This window comes from Geobacillus sp. FJAT-46040 (assembly GCF_002335725.1).
GTDB classification, from domain to species: domain Bacteria; phylum Bacillota; class Bacilli; order Bacillales; family Anoxybacillaceae; genus Geobacillus; species Geobacillus thermoleovorans.
Genome location: NZ_NISS01000001.1, coordinates 190,465 through 206,654 on the forward strand (window position 1 = coordinate 190,465; position 16,190 = coordinate 206,654).

At 54.7% G+C, this 16,190-nt stretch carries 17 protein-coding genes and 4 pseudogenes; 15 read left to right on the plus strand and 6 right to left on the minus strand.

Translation table 11 applies throughout. The features are described 5' to 3' along the window. The first annotated feature begins 82 nt into the window (after positions 1 to 82). From CD000_RS01040 to CD000_RS01060, 5 genes are all read left to right on the plus strand, one after another. Complete coding sequence (locus CD000_RS01040) at positions 83 to 1,459, plus strand: isochorismate synthase (RefSeq protein WP_042381875.1); 1,377 nt, start codon at positions 83 to 85, stop codon at positions 1,457 to 1,459. After that, positions 1,452 to 3,185: a 2-succinyl-5-enolpyruvyl-6-hydroxy-3-cyclohexene-1-carboxylic-acid synthase gene (gene menD, locus CD000_RS01045; RefSeq protein ID WP_096224689.1), complete on the plus strand. Its 1,734-nt coding sequence runs from the start codon at positions 1,452 to 1,454 to the stop codon at positions 3,183 to 3,185. Before CD000_RS01040 ends, menD begins: the two co-directional genes overlap by 8 nt. A gap of 11 nt (positions 3,186 to 3,196) precedes the next feature. Further along, positions 3,197 to 4,009 carry a 2-succinyl-6-hydroxy-2,4-cyclohexadiene-1-carboxylate synthase gene (menH, locus tag CD000_RS01050; protein ID WP_096224690.1) on the plus strand — a complete coding sequence of 271 codons (813 nt, stop codon included), beginning with the start codon at positions 3,197 to 3,199 and terminating at the stop codon, positions 4,007 to 4,009. After that, complete coding sequence (gene menB / locus CD000_RS01055; protein WP_025950192.1) at positions 4,010 to 4,828, plus strand: 1,4-dihydroxy-2-naphthoyl-CoA synthase; 819 nt, start codon at positions 4,010 to 4,012, stop codon at positions 4,826 to 4,828. A 113-nt stretch (positions 4,829 to 4,941) separates the two neighbouring features. After that, entirely contained in the window at positions 4,942 to 6,414 is a 1,473-nt protein-coding gene (locus CD000_RS01060) for an o-succinylbenzoate--CoA ligase (RefSeq protein ID WP_096224691.1), read from the plus strand. A 306-nt stretch (positions 6,415 to 6,720) separates the two neighbouring features. On the opposite strand, the gene CD000_RS01065 is transcribed toward CD000_RS01060, so the two are convergent. Beyond that, positions 6,721 to 6,918 (minus strand): hypothetical protein, encoded by a 198-nt coding sequence (locus tag CD000_RS01065; protein ID WP_055358728.1) that lies wholly within the window; start codon positions 6,916 to 6,918, stop codon positions 6,721 to 6,723. Positions 6,919 to 6,984: 66 nt separating this feature from the next. After that, on the minus strand, positions 6,985 to 7,146 hold the full coding sequence (locus CD000_RS01070) for a DUF1540 domain-containing protein (RefSeq protein ID WP_096224692.1): 162 nt from the start codon (positions 7,144 to 7,146) through the stop codon (positions 6,985 to 6,987). 325 nt (positions 7,147 to 7,471) lie between these two features. Here CD000_RS01070 and CD000_RS01075 point away from each other — a divergent pair, with 325 nt between their 5' ends. From CD000_RS01075 to CD000_RS01095, 5 genes and pseudogenes are all read left to right on the plus strand, one after another. Further along, positions 7,472 to 7,762 carry a DUF2325 domain-containing protein gene (locus tag CD000_RS01075; RefSeq protein ID WP_013144398.1) on the plus strand — a complete coding sequence of 97 codons (291 nt, stop codon included), beginning with the start codon at positions 7,472 to 7,474 and terminating at the stop codon, positions 7,760 to 7,762. 18 nt (positions 7,763 to 7,780) lie between these two features. Further along, positions 7,781 to 8,269 carry a hypothetical protein gene (locus CD000_RS01080; RefSeq protein ID WP_033014575.1) on the plus strand — a complete coding sequence of 163 codons (489 nt, stop codon included), beginning with the start codon at positions 7,781 to 7,783 and terminating at the stop codon, positions 8,267 to 8,269. Positions 8,270 to 8,415: 146 nt separating this feature from the next. Next, positions 8,416 to 8,850: pseudogene (locus tag CD000_RS01085) on the plus strand (hypothetical protein); the annotation flags it as partial. A gap of 109 nt (positions 8,851 to 8,959) precedes the next feature. Further along, positions 8,960 to 9,193, plus strand: a pseudogene (locus tag CD000_RS17945) (hypothetical protein); the annotation flags it as partial. A 63-nt stretch (positions 9,194 to 9,256) separates the two neighbouring features. Continuing rightward, positions 9,257 to 9,856 (plus strand): annotated as a pseudogene (locus CD000_RS01095) (c-type cytochrome); the annotation flags it as partial. Positions 9,857 to 10,072: 216 nt separating this feature from the next. Here the strand turns inward: CD000_RS01095 and CD000_RS01100 are convergent. From CD000_RS01100 to yidD, 3 genes and pseudogenes are all read right to left on the minus strand, one after another. Next, positions 10,073 to 11,059 carry a metal ABC transporter substrate-binding protein gene (locus CD000_RS01100; protein ID WP_096224693.1) on the minus strand — a complete coding sequence of 329 codons (987 nt, stop codon included), beginning with the start codon at positions 11,057 to 11,059 and terminating at the stop codon, positions 10,073 to 10,075. Between the two features lie 79 nt (positions 11,060 to 11,138). Next, positions 11,139 to 12,322, minus strand: a pseudogene (locus tag CD000_RS01105) (GTP-binding protein). A 238-nt stretch (positions 12,323 to 12,560) separates the two neighbouring features. After that, positions 12,561 to 12,800 carry a membrane protein insertion efficiency factor YidD gene (yidD, locus tag CD000_RS01110; protein WP_096224694.1) on the minus strand — a complete coding sequence of 80 codons (240 nt, stop codon included), beginning with the start codon at positions 12,798 to 12,800 and terminating at the stop codon, positions 12,561 to 12,563. Between the two features lie 215 nt (positions 12,801 to 13,015). On the opposite strand from yidD, the gene CD000_RS01115 reads away from it, so the two are divergent. Further along, positions 13,016 to 13,492 (plus strand): S-ribosylhomocysteine lyase, encoded by a 477-nt coding sequence (locus CD000_RS01115; RefSeq protein WP_011232335.1) that lies wholly within the window; start codon positions 13,016 to 13,018, stop codon positions 13,490 to 13,492. 22 nt (positions 13,493 to 13,514) lie between these two features. On the opposite strand, the gene ytzI is transcribed toward CD000_RS01115, so the two are convergent. Further along, positions 13,515 to 13,676 carry a YtzI protein gene (gene ytzI / locus CD000_RS01120; protein WP_015375668.1) on the minus strand — a complete coding sequence of 54 codons (162 nt, stop codon included), beginning with the start codon at positions 13,674 to 13,676 and terminating at the stop codon, positions 13,515 to 13,517. 554 nt (positions 13,677 to 14,230) lie between these two features. Here ytzI and CD000_RS01130 point away from each other — a divergent pair. The 4 genes from CD000_RS01130 (at position 14,231) to ytkD (ending at position 16,140) form a co-directional block, all read left to right on the plus strand. Beyond that, positions 14,231 to 14,671 carry a Dps family protein gene (locus CD000_RS01130; protein ID WP_096224696.1) on the plus strand — a complete coding sequence of 147 codons (441 nt, stop codon included), beginning with the start codon at positions 14,231 to 14,233 and terminating at the stop codon, positions 14,669 to 14,671. 153 nt (positions 14,672 to 14,824) lie between these two features. Further along, a complete protein-coding gene (locus CD000_RS01135) occupies positions 14,825 to 15,220 on the plus strand; it encodes a phage holin family protein (protein WP_013524459.1) in 396 nt (131 codons plus the stop codon). A 61-nt stretch (positions 15,221 to 15,281) separates the two neighbouring features. Next, complete coding sequence (locus CD000_RS01140; protein ID WP_011232331.1) at positions 15,282 to 15,614, plus strand: hypothetical protein; 333 nt, start codon at positions 15,282 to 15,284, stop codon at positions 15,612 to 15,614. 58 nt (positions 15,615 to 15,672) lie between these two features. Next, positions 15,673 to 16,140, plus strand: coding sequence for an RNA deprotection pyrophosphohydrolase (gene ytkD, locus CD000_RS01145; protein ID WP_011232330.1), 468 nt, complete (start codon positions 15,673 to 15,675; stop codon positions 16,138 to 16,140). The last annotated feature ends 50 nt before the right edge of the window (positions 16,141 to 16,190 follow it).

The following is a 16,190-nucleotide window of genomic DNA, read 5'->3' on the forward strand; positions in this document are numbered from 1 at the left end:
CCAATAGATAAATGATTTCCTATTGTATTATAATGGGAAGTGGGGATGGAGGGGGAATTTTACGACAGAAAGCGTGAGGAACGTGGCGATTGGATTTCGACATCACCTGCAGCAACAATTGCATAGATTGGCGGTGAATGCAGGGCGGCCGTTTGTCAGCTGGGCGGAACCGTGGGAGGGCGTTGATCCGGTTTCTTTTTTTATGCAAGGGCCGTCATGCGGCTTCCGCGAACGGTTTTTTTGGGCGGATCGAACCGGAGGCACGATATTGGTCGGCCTCGGCTCCGTTTATGCGATCGAAACGGAGAAGGCCGACAGCCGGTTTGATGACGTGGAAGCGGGCCGGCGCCGATGGAAGAAGGAGATGGAGCCATACGGCGCGGCCGATGCGCCGCCGTTATTGTTTGGCGGATTTTCGTTTGACCCCTATCGGCCGGGCACCGACATGTGGCGCGGCTTTCCGGCCGGGAAGCTCGTGGCGCCGGCCGCGCTTCTTGCCGTAAGAAACGGCAAAACGACGTTGACCGTCACCGTCCCAACGGACAAAAGAGGACGGGACTGGGAGCGGGTCGGGCGCTTGCTTGAGCGGATCAGCGACCCCATGGCCGCTCCAAAGCGGCTTCCGCGCCTTGTGTCAGACGAAGAAGAAGAGAAAGAACGATGGTTGGCGGCTGTTCGCGAAGCGATCGCCTCGATTCGGGCGGGGGCGTTGGACAAGGTGGTGCTCGCCCGCGCTCGGCGCCTGGCGTTTGCCAAAACGGTGGATGCCGCGGCCGTACTCCAGCGGCTTCGCGAGCAGCAGCCGTTTGCTTACATTTTTGCGTTTGAACAGGACGGCCGCTGTTTTATCGGGGCTTCCCCTGAGCAGCTTGTCCAAAAAGAAGGGAAAATGTGCCGGTCGGTTTGCCTCGCCGGATCGGTGCGCCGCGGGGCCGATATGGAGGAAGACGAGCGGCTTGGCGCTTGGCTGCGGGCAGATCGAAAAAACAACGAAGAACATCAGTTTGTTGTGCAAATGATCGGCCGCTTGTTTTCTTCCGTCTGCGAGACGGTCGAGATGCCGCCCGCACCGCAGCTGCTCAAGCTGCCGCACATCCAGCATTTATGCACTCCGGTTGTCGGCCGTGGCTCCCGCGAGCGCTCGGTGCTCCGCTTAGTGGAAATGATGCATCCGACACCCGCGCTCGGCGGAACGCCGCGCGATCGAGCGCTGGAGGTGATCCGCGCCCTTGAGCCGCTTGACCGCGGATGGTATGCAGCGCCGATCGGCTGGGTGGATGGCGAAGGCAATGGGGAATGGGCGGTCGCCATTCGCTCCGCCTTGCTCGCCGGGAAGGAAGCCATGCTGTTTGCCGGCTGCGGCATTGTCGCCGATTCCGACCCAAACAGCGAATATGAAGAGACAAATGTGAAAATGGCCCCGATGTTATCGGCGTTGGGAGTGATGAACGATGGCTGATGCCTTGTCTGTTTATGCAGCGGCATTGGTGGACGGATTGGCGCAGGCCGGGGTGACGGAGGCGGTGATCAGCCCCGGTTCGCGCTCGACGCCGCTTGCGATGGCGATGGCGGCCCACCCTGGCCTTCGACTATATATGAATATCGATGAGCGGTCGGCCGCGTTTTTCGCCCTCGGCTTGGCGAAAGCGAAGCAGCGTCCGGTCGCGCTCGTATGCACGTCCGGAACGGCGGCGGCCAACTATGGGCCCGCGGTTGTCGAGGCATACTATTCGCGCGTGCCGCTCGTGGTGCTGACGGCCGACCGGCCGCATGAACTGCGCGATGTCGGGGCGCCGCAGGCGATTGATCAGCTGCACTTATACGGACGCTACGCCAAGTGGTTTGTGGACTTGGCGCTGCCGGAAGAGGCGGATGATATGCTGCGATACGCGCGGACGATGGCGGCAAGAGCCGTCCAAACGGCCGCCGGTGCACCGTGCGGGCCTGTGCATGTGAACGCGCCGTTTCGCGAGCCGCTTGTCCCGCATATCGATGAGGCGGTTTGGGAGCGGGTGCGGTCTGTTTCGAGAGCGCCGCAAGTGTGGCACGGCCGCCCAGCGCTGCCGCAAGAAAGCGTATCGGCGCTGTATGAGCAGCTGTCGGCGGCGGAACGCGGGTTGATCGTCTGCGGGCCGCTCGATCGCCCTGGGTTTGCCGAGGCGGTCACCGAGTTGGCGCGGGCGCTTGATTTTCCGATTTTGGCCGATCCGCTTTCCCAGTTGCGCGTCGGTACGCATGACAAAACGTACGTGCTGGACAGCTATGATGCCATATTGCGGGAGGAAACCGCCGCTTCCAAGCTTGTGCCGGATGTGGTGCTTCGGTTCGGCGCCATGCCGGTGTCGAAGCCGCTCTTTTTATGGCTCAAGCGCCATCGCGCGATTCGTCAAATTGTTGTCGACGACGGCGGCTGGCGCGATCCAACGTTGTCCGCGGACAGCTTCGTTCGGAGTGATGAACTGATTCTTTGCCGCCAGCTTCTTGAATGGGCGAAACCGAAAGAAAACAAAAGCGCGTGGTCGGCGATATGGCTAGAGATGAACGCGATCGCCCGCGCGGCGCTTGAGCGCCATCTGCCAAAAGAAGAATGGTTTGAAGGGAAAGTGTTCACGGAACTTGCCGATTTGCTTCCAGCCGGGGCGACGCTGTTTGTCGGCAACAGCATGCCGATTCGCGATGCGGATACGTTTCTCTTTGCGACGGACAAGCCGCTTCGCGTTTTGGCCAACCGCGGCGCCAACGGCATTGACGGAGTCGTCTCGAGCGCCTTGGGCGCAAGCGTTGCCGCGAACCCGCTTGTGCTGGTGATCGGCGACTTGTCGTTTTACCACGATGTAAATGGCTTGTTGGCGGCGAAGATGCATTCGTTGTCAGCTACCATTGTGTTGTTGAACAACAACGGCGGCGGCATTTTCTCGTTTTTGCCGCAGGCGCGCCATAAAGGGGCGTTTGAAACGCTGTTTGGCACGCCGACGGATTTGTCGTTTGCCCACGCCGTCGAGATGTACGGCGGCCGCCATACGGTGCCGCACAATTGGGCGGAGTTCCGCCGCCATGTATCGGAATCGCTGTCGTCAGGCGGGCTTCATGTCATTGAAGTGCGCACGTCGCGCGCGGAAAATGTCCGAATGCATCGATTGTTGTGGAACGAGGTTGCTCGGGAAATCGCGAAATGTCTCGAATGAAGAGGATTGGCATGACTATGATGGTGAATGGGGTTTGTTACCATGTGGAACAATACGGAGAAGGAGAGCCGCTTCTGTTGCTTCACGGGTTTACGGGCAGCGCGGACACGTGGCGGCCGCTCGCCCCGTTTTGGCCGGACTTCCGTGTGATGGCCGTCGACTTGTTGGGCCATGGGCGGACCGAGGCGCCAAAGGACGCCCGACGGTATCGGATCGAACACGCGGCGGCTGACTTGGCGGCGCTCCTTGACGAATGGGGCGTCGAACAAGTGAACGTGCTCGGCTACTCGATGGGCGGCCGGCTCGCGTTGGCGTTCGCCGTTTGGCATCCGCGCCGCGTTCGCCGCTTAGTGCTGGAAAGCAGTTCGCCCGGCTTGGAGACAGAGGAGGAGCGGCGCGCGCGGCGGGAAGCGGATGAGGCGTTGGCGCGAAAGATCGAAACGGAAGGCGTCCGTGCTTTTGTCGATGATTGGGAAAAAATCCCGCTGTTTGCCACTCAGCAGACGCTCCCGGATCCGGTGCGAGCGGCGATTCGCCGCGAGCGGCTCCGCCATACGGCAACGGGGCTTGCCAACAGTTTGCGCGGGATGGGGACCGGCGTGCAGCCGTCGTTTTGGGAACGGCTTGGCGAACTTGCCATGCCTGTGCTCCTTGTTTGCGGGGAGCGCGATGAGAAGTTTTGCCGCATCGCCGCCCAAATGCACGAGCGGCTGCCCAACAGCGAACTTATCTGTGTAAAAGGAGCCGGACATGCAATTCACGTGGAACAGCCCGGCATTTTTGTTAAAATAGTAAGTGAATTCATGACAAAGGGGGAAGTGTAAATGCCGTTTGAATGGGTGAAGCAGTACGACTATGAGGATATTATTTACGAAACGTACAACGGCATCGCCAAAATTACGATCAACCGTCCGGAAGTACATAACGCGTTTCGGCCGAAAACGGTGAACGAGATGATCGATGCGTTTACGAAAGCGCGCGATGATTCGAATATCGGCGTCATCATTTTGACCGGCGCCGGCGGCAAGGCGTTTTGCTCGGGCGGGGACCAAAAAGTGCGCGGCCATGGCGGCTATGTCGGCGAGGATGAAATTCCGCGCCTCAATGTGCTTGATTTGCAGCGGCTCATCCGCGTCATTCCGAAGCCGGTCATTGCGATGGTCGCCGGCTATGCCATCGGCGGTGGGCATGTGCTTCATGTCGTATGCGATTTGACGATCGCCGCGGACAACGCCATCTTCGGCCAAACCGGGCCGAAAGTGGGAAGCTTTGACGGCGGCTATGGCGCCGGTTATTTGGCCCGCATCGTCGGCCATAAAAAGGCGCGGGAAATTTGGTATTTATGCCGTCAGTACACGGCGCAAGAAGCGCTCGAAATGGGGCTGGTCAACAAAGTTGTGCCGCTTGAGCAGCTTGAAGAAGAAACGGTCAAATGGGCGCAAGAAATTTTGGAAAAAAGCCCGACGGCCATTCGCTTCTTAAAAGCGGCATTCAACGCCGACTCCGACGGCTTGGCCGGCATCCAACAGCTCGCCGGCGACGCGACGCTTCTCTTCTACACGACCGAAGAGGCGAAGGAAGGAATGCGGGCGTTCAAGGAAAAACGGAAGCCGGACTTCGGCCAGTTCCCGCGTTTCCCGTGAGAACGGACCAAGCAGCTTGATGCCGCATCAAGCTGCTTTTTGTCGCTTTTCCGAAGGGAGGAATCCTTTCGCTGGCCGTCGGCGGAGGAGGGGGCAAGAAAGGAGGACGCTAGATGACAACGATGCCAAACTGGCTGAAGCAGCGGGCGTTTTTAACCCCGGAGCGAATCGCCGTGAGCGACGGGCGGCGGACAAAAACGTTTGCCGAATTGTATGAAGCGGCTGCCGTCTGGGCGCGGCGCCTCGCTCAAGCAGGCGTCAAGGAAGGAGATATTGTCGCCTTGCTGATGAAAAATCGCATCGAGATGATCGAGATCATCCATGCGTTGTTTTTTCTCGGCGCCCGCGTCCTGCTGCAAAACGTGCGCCTTACGTCCTATGAGCTTGGCTGGCAGCTTGATGACAGCGGCGCGCGGCTTGCCATCGCCGATGAGGAGCTAGCCGGGAGCCTTGACGGCGATGGACGCGTTCTGACTGTGGGCGCGGTTGCCGCGCTTCCGGAAGTGGACGTCTCCTTAAAAGAAACGTGCGATTTGGAGGAAGTCGCCACGATCATGTATACGTCCGGGACGACCGGCACTCCGAAAGGCGTCTTGCAAACGTACGGCAACCATTGGTGGAGCGCGGTCGGTTCGGCGCTCAATTTAGGCTTGCATGAGCGCGACTGCTGGCTGGCCGCCGTGCCGCTGTTTCATATCAGCGGCCTGTCGATCGCCATGCGCAGCGTCATTTATGGCATGCCGATGCGGCTGCAAACGTCATTCGACCCAAAGGAAGCGAGCGAATGGATCATGCGCGGCGACGTGACGATCATGTCGGTCGTGGCTGCCATGCTTCAGCGGATGGTGGCCGAGCTCGGGGAAGCGCGCTACCCCGATACGTTCCGCTGCATGCTGCTGGGGGGCGGGCCGGCGCCGCGCCCGCTGCTTGAGGCATGCAAAGAAAAGGGCATCCCGGTGTACCAGACATACGGGATGACGGAAACGGCGTCGCAAATCGCAACACTCGCGCCGGAATACAGTTTGACGAAGCTCGGTTCGGCCGGCAAGCCGCTTTTTCCGGCGGAGCTTTGCATCCTAAAAGACGGAAAGCCGGCTGCGCCGCATGAAGCGGGGGAAATTGTCGTCAAAGGGCCGAATGTGACAAAAGGATATTGGCAACGCCCGGAAGCGACGGCGCAAGCGATCCGCGGCGGCTGGTTTTTTACCGGCGATATCGGCTATCTTGATGAAGACGGATTTTTGTACGTCCTTGACCGCCGTTCTGACTTGATCATTTCCGGCGGCGAAAACGTCTATCCCGCTGAGGTGGAGGCGGTGCTGCTGTCGCATCCCGATGTGGAAGAAGCCGGGGTGACGGGCGTCGAGAATGAAACGTGGGGGCAAGTGCCGTATGCGTTCGTCCGCCTGAAACGCGGAGCGTCGCCAGACGAAGCGGCCCTTCGCGCGTTTTGCCGCGAGCGGCTGGCGAAATATAAAGTGCCGGCCCGCATTTACTTCGTCGACGAACTGCCGCGCAACGCCGCGCAAAAACTGCTGCGACGCGAACTGAAAAGGCTCATTCCAAAAACGGAACAAACCTTTTGATAGGAGTAAAAACGCCTGTTCGGAAGCAGAAAAGGCAGGGCCTCGCCTAAGTCGAGGTTCCTGCCTTTTTGCCGCTGCCATTCCCGCGGCGTTCCGACCGGGAGGCATGGCGTTCGCCGAATCGAAGCCCTTGCTTTTAGACCGCTGCGATCCAGCTTCATCCGTCCGCTTTGTCCCCTGTTGGAGGACGGCAGTCAAACGTCATCCCTTGCACGGCCGATTTCCATCGCGCAGATGGAAACATAGGGATGGCCATCCAACGTCGTTTTTTGCTCCACCTGGCGTTTGTTCCGAAATGGACGGCCCTCAAACGTCATCCATCCACCCGAGTTCAGCGGCCCGATGCGCGATGAGCCGTTCAATCTCAGGTGGGAGTTGATCAAACGAACCGAACTCATAATCCCACAAACGGGCGAAGGAGTCGATGCAAGCTGGGTATGTTCCTAAAGCGGCCCGCTTCATTTCCTTTTGGAACGCTTGAATGAGACTGGCGCGCTTGTCCACCGTCATCCCCCTCTAACGATGCAAGCGCCGCCCGCAACACCGGGCAGCGCTTTATTTGCTGAATCGTTACGCTTCATTGGAAGGAGTAAACGTTTTGCAGTCCGTTTCCGACGAATCAGACGCCATGTTTCCGGCATGGCTGATCACATAAATGGACTCCGCACTGCAACGGTTCCCTTCCGCCCAATAATGGCAGTTGCGCACTTCGCAAAGAACATCTTTCGCCATGGTCATCCCCCTTGTCGTGATGAAATCGCCCGCGTCTATAGTTTGACGCATTTGCAGGCATTTTATCCATCTCTAATCGAGAAGACTCCCGCTTGGGATCAACGGAAGCAGGGGCAATCGACAGCTTCCATCATGGTTGTTCTCCCACGCCTCCCCAAATATAAAAGAAGGATTTCGTGCAGAAATGGCGTTTCCTTCTTTACCATCGTTGAAGCGGGGGCTCATCGTCCAAAAAATGATGAAAATATCTCTTGTTATAATTGACATAGAAAATCATTCTCAATTAAAATAAAAAAGAAAGAAGCGAGCAAAGGAGGCTTTCGTGATGGCATCACTGCTTGTTGTCGGAGCCGATCATTTAGGCCATATTACCGATAAATTGGAGCGTTCCGGATTCCGGGAAATCATTCATCTCAATGGACGAAAAGTGAATATGGTGAAACGCGACATTCCGGAGCATGTCGACGCCATATTGGTCATGATCGATTACGTGAACCATAATTTGGCGAAGAAAGTGAAAGAGAAGGCGAAAAGCAAAGACAAGCCTATTTATTTTGCGAAACGGTCATGGAGCTCGATAAACGCCGTGTTGGAGCAGCTGGGAAAACATGCATGAACAAACAGGAGGCGAGCCATGGTGTCTATCCATCACGAGACGTTGGATGTCTGGCCGTATGCGTTGCGCCGGTTTCTTCGCCGCGTCATTCAAGCGTATTGCGACACCGCCCCTTCGCTGCGGTCGCCGCTTTGCTTGCTCCGGTTGATTGATCAGCACCGTTCGCTCCTTCCTTTGTCGATGTTTCCGACGCCGTTGCATTACGGACTTGTGTTGGCCAAGGTGACGGATCATTTGCTGCAGTTTTTCGGTTCGATGGAAGAGGCGGCATGCAAGCCTCTGCTACTGGCGGACGGCGGATTGGGCGAAGAAGCGGATCGGGAATTGTACATCGTTTACCGCGACCGGGTTCGCGTGTTGCTGTGGTGTGAGGAAGAGGAAGCCATTCGGCGATGCAAAGAAACGGCGTCGTCCTTATGCCGCAAAACAATCGGACGTTGTCCGAACGAACTGGAATGCTGCTTTTTATGGACGGGCGGACGCCGCATTGAGTGGATTCCGGCTTAAGGGAAGGAGAAGAGGCATGAAAAGCGTCTTTCTCGGGCGGAATGTGATGGAACGGATTCCGGCTTGAATGAAGGGGATCGCCTGCGTATAATGAAATAGATTGAAAATGAAAATCGTTATTTTTAAATAAAATGGGGGAGCAAGTTATGAAACGCATGCCTTGGAAAGTCATGGCCACGTCGGCGGCGGCCTCGCTGCTTTTGGCGTCCGGCTGTTCCGCCGTCGGGGAGAAAGAGAACGGCCGTTCAGCGGAAGCGCCGCGCCTGCACGTGCCGGTGGCGGACGATCATTTTGATACGGCCGGCAATATGTTTGCCTACTCGGAATTTGAACTTTCGGGCGAACCGCTCGCTGAAGGGCTCGGGCTTGATTTGGACACCCTTGACGCGAGAAAGCCGGATGAGCCGACGAAATTTGACTATACGGCCGGCATCGAGTCATACGAGTATTCCGAAGAAGCCATGTATGAGGTGACGGAAAAGTCAGGGCTCGGGCTCCATCTCATCAACGGCCCGATCGCCAAGCAACGGGCCGAACAGCGGCATAAGCCAGCCGATGAAGCACTCGCCGACCGTTTTTATCTTAATTAGGCGAGAAGACTCCCACTTCAACGAAGCGAAGCGGAGTAAGTGGGAGATGAATCGCCTTAACTATATTTTGCTGAAAATAGGATAGATTCAGTAAAATATAGACGGCAGATCATTCATCATTGATGGGCGGAGATTAAAAAGTATAAATCAATGGTTTAACAAAGAAAATGCCAGACTTCAAAGCATGAAAGATAAGCAAAAAATCAAAGGCACCACTCGTAAACAGGATGTCAATGGCGCATTAAACATCTTAAAGAAAAGTAAAGCTGTAGACCTGAGTGTCTTATGCTCTAGCGGCGAAGTGGACACGCCTCAAAGAATAAGGATTGCTTGAAGCAGTCAAACTTCTTTGGAAGCCCCTACTTCAAATTTTCGCTAGAAAATTAAGTGGGGGTAGTTCACGTGGGATGGTTCGCGCGACGATTTTACCGACTACATTCATACGGTGCAAGGCGAGATGGGCGGCATGACGGCGATCGACCCGTCCAAGCCGCTGCCGCCGAAAGTCCGGCATATGTTTGACGCCATTCTCGCCTACTTGAACGACCCGCGTTCGTTCCCCGTGCCGAAAAGCCCGTATCGAAAGGCGGACGGCAGCTTGACGGCGGAAGCGAAGGAAGGGGAGCGCCTGTTTAACGGGAAAGGGAATTGCTTAAGCTGCCATGGGGGCGAGTATTTCACCGACAGCGTCAAGGCGGTCGGGCCGGACGGGAAATTGACGACTGCCAATACCGCCTACTTGCACGATATCGGCACGGCCAATCCGAAGGACCGCGCCTCCAAAGGCGACGCCCGCGCCCGGTTCACAAACCCGCGGACGCCCAAACAGTGGGATACGCCGACGCTGCGCGGCGTATGGGCGACAGCCCCGTATTTGCATGACGGCAGCGCGAAAACGATCGAGGAAGCAATCCGGCGCCATCGGACGAAAGAAGTGCAAACATTGACGCCGGGAGAAATTGCGGCCATTGCGGCCTATGTCCGCTCGCTGCAATAGTGAGAGTGATGGGTGAGGAAAAGGGTGCTTTTCTTTCTGCAGGGCAGAAGATCGCACGTCATAAAGGAAGGTGTCCCACGCTCGTTGGGGACACCTTTTTCCTTGTTATTTTGGCCGTACATAGCGCTTATCGTGCATAAACAAACGCCAGAAATAGACGAAGCCGGGAAACAAAATGAGAAAGCCCACGAATCGAAAGAGACAGGCGGTTGTATTTTAATAAAGGGCTTTTTGCAGCACGCGGAGATTCTCGGCCATAAGAGCAAAGTAATCTTTGTGGGCTTTTCGATCTTCATCGGTCAGCGATTCCAAGTTATGCAGACGGAGCGGCTTGGCGCCGATTTCGTTCTGAATCACTTCCGCCGTTTTGGGATGAACATTTTGTTCGAAAATGACATAGCGGATGTGATGCTGTTTGGCTGTCTGGATGAGCTGAGTCAGCTCTTTTTGCGATGGTTCGTTGCTCGGAGAAAGCCCGGAAACGCTCAGCTGTTTGATTCCGTAGCGGTCTTCCCAATATCCGTAGGCTTGATGGGAAACGAGTATCTCTTTTCTGGGAGCTTTCTCCACTGTTGAACGGAATTGCCGGTCAAGGCGCTCGAGTTTCATCTTTAACGTTTCAAAGTTTTGCATAAACAGGTCTTTTTTGTCAGGTTTCAGTTCAATCAGCAAATCGCGGATGTTCTCGGCGATCGCAATGGATCGGATGGGGTCAAGCCATACGTGAGGATCTTTGTCTCCGTCTTCATGGCCATGTTCTTCCTCATGTCCCTCTCCGTGTTCGTCTTTGTGCCCTTCGCCATGCGCATCCTCCTGTTCATGGTTCGATTCAAGCAATTCGATGCCGTTTGTGGCAACGAGAAATCGGACGTGCTCATTTTGTAATGTTTCCTGCAGTTTTTCGGCGAACGGTTCCATCCCGTGGCCAATGTAAATGAAGGCGTCCGCATCGGCAATCTGCTGCACGGTTCTGGTTGTCGGTTCGAACGTATGGGCTTCCACTCCCGGCGGGTAAACATTTTTGACGTTCACAGCGTCGCCGCCGATTTTTTTCGTAAAGTCTTCAAGCGGATAGACGGTTGTATAAATCGTCAATGGGTCGTTCGATGTTTGGGCCTTATGTGCCTCCGGTTTTGCTTGGCAGCCGTATAGCCAGGCGCTTGCCGCCAAAAGGAAAGACAAAAGAATGGATGGTAGTCTCATATTGAACTCCTTTCTGGGCTCAAGATGTCCGCATTTATTATATCGTAATCATTACGATTTGAAAATGATGGATCGCCGTTTAGACCGAAGGGATCAATGAAGGAAACGGATTGGGCAACAGCGTCCAATCTTCCTTCATCTCCTCATCCGTCAGCAAGCATTGGTCCCGCGAGCGTTCGATGCGATCTGCGTTCATCTGGATGCCAATCAACACGAGTTCGGTCAAGTGATCGCCGTAGGTCTCATCCCACTTTTCCCGCCATCCTTCCTCTTCTTGCAACAGCTGTTTTATGTCCTCTTCTGGATAGGAAGCCATCCATCGTCCCACTGCTTGGATGGAGATGGATGTTCCTGCTTGCGATAGGAGAACGCACATGTCATTCCAGGAGGCAAGCCAAATAAATCCTTTCACGCGAACCACTTCTGTGGGCCAGTTTTCAAGCCAATTCATCAAACGTTCCGGATGAAACGGCCGTTTTCTTCGATAAACAAAGGAAGAGATGCCGTATTGTTCAGTCTCGGGTGTGTGCTCTTCATTCAGCTCTTTGATCCAGCCGGCTGATTGGCTCGCTTTTTCAAAATCAAATAAGTGGGTGTTTAAAATGGAATCAAGCGGCACTTGGCCGAAAGTTGCCGGGATGATGACGGCTTCCGGATTGAGCTTGTGAAGCACGGTTTGTAATTTTTGCACTTCCTCTGGCGAGACAAGATCGATTTTATTGACAATGATGACATTAGCGAATTCGATTTGTTCAATGAGCAAATCCGCAATTTCGCGGCTGTCCGTTTCATCGACGGCCTGTTGACGGTCAAGCAAGGTTTCGCCCGAGGAAAAGTCCGTCCAAAAACGGTTGGCGTCGACAACCGTCACCATGGTGTCCAATCGGCATTTTCGGGATAGGTCGATTCCAAGTTCCTCATCCAAATACGTAAACGTTTGCGCAACGGGAATGGGTTCGCTGATTCCGGAAGATTCAATGACAATATAGTCGATCTCTCCGTTTTCAACGAGCTGGTCGACCGCTTTGATTAAATCCTCTCTCAAAGTGCAGCAAATACAGCCGTTTTGGATTTGCACAAGCTTTTCCTCGGTGCGGAAAAAGTCGTTTTGCCGAATCAGCTCGGCATCCACATTGATTTCGCTCATGTCGTTGACAATGACGGCAATTTTTTCCCTTCGCGATTGTGCAAAATATGATGAAGCAAGGTTGTTTTTCCAGCCCCTAAATAACCGCTTAATACCGTGACAGGAATTTTGTTCATCTGTCCCACCTCATTTTTTTTGAAAATAGTAATCATTACGATTTAACAAGATCGATTGTACAAAAAAATGAACCAAATGGCAAGAGGGAAGTGATTTTGTGGCTCCTCATCAAAAGATGTGTTCGAATTGTAAAGACAAACATGATCGCCGTATTGAGCAAACGGCGGGGGCAAAAGAAAACAGGCTGTGTTGATTTTGGGCGTGATCGGTCAAGGACAATTTGTGGCAAAGAGACGACTATTTTGTTTTTTTCAGACGCCGAGAAGGTTCAGGAACGGGGTCAAAACCGCCCGGATGGAACGGGTGGCATTTCAAAATGCGCTTGACCGTCAGCCATCCCCCTTTTATGGCGCCAAAGCGCCGGATCGCTTCGATGCCGTAGTTCGAGCAGGTCGGATAAAAGCGGCATGTCGGCGGCTTGAGCGGAGAAAGGAAGCGTTGATAAAAGCGGATGCACCAAATCAGCCATTGGCCCATGTGGAGTTCTCCTTTCTGTGATCATCATGATTACAATAGAACAAACCGTTCTTTTGTTCAAGAAAAACGACTGTCGTTCGCTCGGAATGGGGGCGCCGACCCAGCCTTGCTTTTTGGGCATAGACGCCAAGCCGAACGAGAGGCAAAAAAGATGCGGGACGTTCCTCGTTTTGGTTATGATAAAAAAGAGAATAAATAACCTAGGAGTGATTGACATGCCTTCACCGGTGGAAAGCTTTGAATTGGACCATTGCGCGGTCAAAGCGCCGTACGTTCGGCATTGCGGCGTTCACAAAGTCGGCAGTGACGGCGTCGTCAATAAGTTTGACATTCGCTTTTGCCAGCCGAACAAAGAAGCGATGGACCCGGCCGCGATTCATACGCTCGAACATTTGTTGGCGTATACGCTGCGCCGACATGCGGCCAAATATGATCATTTCGATATTATCGACATCTCGCCTATGGGTTGCCAAACCGGGTTTTATCTTGTCGTGAGCGGCTCGCCGACCGTGGACGAGATCATTGATTTGTTGGAAGAAGCCATGAAGGACGCGCTCGCCGCGACGGAAGTGCCAGCCGCGACCGAGCGGCAATGCGGCCAAGCGAAGCTGCATGATCTAGAGGCGGCCAAACAGCTGATGCGCTTTTGGCTTTCGCAAGAGAAAGAAGAGTTGAAAAAGGTGTTTGGTTGATGAACAAGCCAGCCCCGCGCCGCTACTGCGGCTGCTTCGGGCCGGCTTGTTGTTCGCCGCCGTGTTCATTCGGGTGCGGATCGACCGTATGCTTGTAGGCATACGCTTTGGACGTCGTGACGACCGCCAGCACGAGAACGACAGCGGCGATGATGAGGCAAACGATCAAGGTCCAGTACATCATGACGCCCGCCTTTTTTCTTTTTATTATACCATATCTGGCAGAGCTGGCGTTCATATTTCCGGTGAAATCGGGCAAGCTATCCATCGACACGTTTTCCATGTTTCATCTCTATTTCGCGCAGGAGACTCCCACTTCAACGACCAAAGGGAGTAAGTGGGAGAGGAATGCGCGTTCCCCCTTTCTTTTGTGTATGATCGAATAAAGGCGTGGAGAAAACTGTTCAATAAAGGCACTCCAATCACGGCTGCTCGATGGATGGGGTTGGTTGCAGGAAACGTTACAACCGTAAAACATCGAGCGTAGGTCCGTCTGTTGTGTGTGGAAGCCAAGTACTGCCAACAGACACACCGAGAGAATCGGCAACGATGCAGGCATGACCTGCATCGTTGGGCAGTTGTCAACCTGCCCCTGATGCAACCCCAAGTCAAGGAAGGAGGACGAAGTCCGCTCGCACTTCTGGGGAGTTGCAAGCCCCCACTTCAAGCGTTCGCGAAGTGGGGGTAGTTGACCAACAAGCCAGCTGGGTATAGAGAACCATGAGGAGGAGTGAGACGATGACAACTCGACTGATCGATCTTGTCAACAAGCAAATCGCCAACTGGACTGTGTTGTACGTGAAATTGCACAACTATCATTGGTATGTCACCGGGCCGCAGTTTTTCACGCTGCATGAAAAATTCGAAGAGCTGTACAACGAAGCCGCGACCCACATTGACGCACTGGCCGAGCGGCTACTGGCGTTGGGCGGCAAGCCCGTGGCGACGATGAAAGACTGCCTCGAGCAGGCGTCCGTCAAAGAAGCGGCTGGGACGGAAACGGCCGAACAAATGGTGGCTTCGATTGTCCGTGACTTTGAAACGATGATCGGCGAATTGAAAGAAGGCATGCAGCTGGCGGATGAAGTGAACGATGAAACGACGGGGGATATGCTGCTTGGCATTCATCGCAGCTTGGAAAAACACGTCTGGATGTTGAAATCGTTCTTAGGACGATAAGAATGAGGAGGCTGTCCTCAGGCCGGGGGACGGCCTTTTGCTTTGTCCTTTCTTTGTCGAAAAAGGGCGATTTTTTAGGGAATGCGCCGCGCCGCGTTCTCCCCTCCGGGCATACGATAGTTACGCGTATCCTATGTTCAAGGAGGGGGGAGCGTGAACAAGCCGATCCCGATGGTTGCCGTGTCGCTGTTCGGTTCGTTTCTGTCGCTGTTTGTCGGCAGCGTGGACTCATTTGTCGTGATTTTGCTTGCTTTGGTCATTGTCGACTACCTTACCGGCATTGCCGCCAGCGCGGTCGAAGGCAAGCTGTCAAGTCAAGTCGGCTTTCGCGGCATCATCCGCAAACTGTTGATTTTCGTTCTGGTGGCAGCATCGCATCTCGTCGATTTGGCCATTGGATGGAACATGCATGTAATCCGCGATGCGATCATTTTTTTCTATATCGCCAATGAGTTTATCTCGATTGTGGAAAACGCCGGCCGGGCGGGCGTTCCGATCCCGTCCGTGCTGCGCAAGGCGATCGAGCTGTTGAAAGATGAAATAAAATAAGCATATTTTTCCCCGATTGCCCCACACTAAGCAAAAAGAGCAAAAGAAGGAGTGGACGAAGGTGGCAGACGAACGAAAAAAGACGTATTACGTCTCGATGGCAACCGGAGAAATCTCGCAGTTGAAAACCGCTTCGCCGTGGGACTTCCAAATTGAAGCAACGGATGAGGAAATCACCCAGCTGCGCGAATATTTTGATCAAAATTATTCGACCGACTGGCAGGCGTTTTGGCGCACCCATGTGCCGTACATCCAATACCATTATGATCGGGAAAACGATGCTTACGACCGGACGTTGACGAAAATTTATGAAATGATTTACCGCCTCGGCAACGAGGAGGCGAAGGAGCATATCCGCTCGCTCGGCATCCTTCCTGACGAAAAAGAAGAGTAAACGCCGCGAGTCGAGCGGCGTTTTTCTGTATAATGGGGAGAGGAAAGGGGAGAGTCCGATGCATGAATTTCGTGATTACTACGGACATCGCGTTCGGCTGGCCTTTGCGGATCATCCGTTTTCCCCCTCCCCCGGGCATGTATGGGTCATTTGCCGCTATGGCGGGCGATGGCTGTTGACGGATCATCCGCGCCGCGGCCTTGAGTTTCCCGGCGGCAAGGTGGAAGAAGGGGAAACAGCGGCGGAAGCCGCGGCCCGCGAAGTGATGGAAGAAACGGGGGGAATCGTCGGCCGGCTCGAATACATCGGCCAATATGAAGTGGAGCCCGATATCGTGAAAAACATGTATTTTGCCGACATCGCTGCGCTCGTCGAGCGGGGGTCGTATTTGGAAACGAACGGCCCGGTGCTGCTTGAGGCGCTGCCGGATGACATCCGCGCCGATCAGCGTTTCAGCTATTTCATGAAAGATGACGTGCTTTCACTGGCGCTTGCCAAGTTGAAACAGCGCGGGCTGATCGATTGAAAAGGGGCGCCGATCGGCGGCGGCTCCCGAAGATGGGCTTCCCAAAAGCG

Bases quoted from the DNA above. Each gene is read 5' to 3' on its own strand.
- yidD (WP_096224694.1), bottom strand. From the start codon at position 12,800: ATGGGCCAATGGCTGATTTGGTGCATCCGCTTTTATCAACGCTTCCTT.
- menB (WP_025950192.1), top strand. From the start codon at position 4,010: ATGCCGTTTGAATGGGTGAAGCAGTACGACTATGAGGATATTATTTAC.
- menD (WP_096224689.1), top strand. From the start codon at position 1,452: ATGGCTGATGCCTTGTCTGTTTATGCAGCGGCATTGGTGGACGGATTG.
- CD000_RS01075 (WP_013144398.1), top strand. From the start codon at position 7,472: ATGGCATCACTGCTTGTTGTCGGAGCCGATCATTTAGGCCATATTACC.
- CD000_RS01080 (WP_033014575.1), top strand. From the start codon at position 7,781: ATGGTGTCTATCCATCACGAGACGTTGGATGTCTGGCCGTATGCGTTG.
- CD000_RS01115 (WP_011232335.1), top strand. From the start codon at position 13,016: ATGCCTTCACCGGTGGAAAGCTTTGAATTGGACCATTGCGCGGTCAAA.
- CD000_RS01060 (WP_096224691.1), top strand. From the start codon at position 4,942: ATGACAACGATGCCAAACTGGCTGAAGCAGCGGGCGTTTTTAACCCCG.
- CD000_RS01130 (WP_096224696.1), top strand. From the start codon at position 14,231: ATGACAACTCGACTGATCGATCTTGTCAACAAGCAAATCGCCAACTGG.
- menH (WP_096224690.1), top strand. From the start codon at position 3,197: ATGACTATGATGGTGAATGGGGTTTGTTACCATGTGGAACAATACGGA.
- CD000_RS01100 (WP_096224693.1), bottom strand. From the start codon at position 11,059: ATGAGACTACCATCCATTCTTTTGTCTTTCCTTTTGGCGGCAAGCGCC.
- CD000_RS01070 (WP_096224692.1), bottom strand. From the start codon at position 7,146: ATGGCGAAAGATGTTCTTTGCGAAGTGCGCAACTGCCATTATTGGGCG.
- ytkD (WP_011232330.1), top strand. From the start codon at position 15,673: ATGCATGAATTTCGTGATTACTACGGACATCGCGTTCGGCTGGCCTTT.
- ytzI (WP_015375668.1), bottom strand. From the start codon at position 13,676: ATGATGTACTGGACCTTGATCGTTTGCCTCATCATCGCCGCTGTCGTT.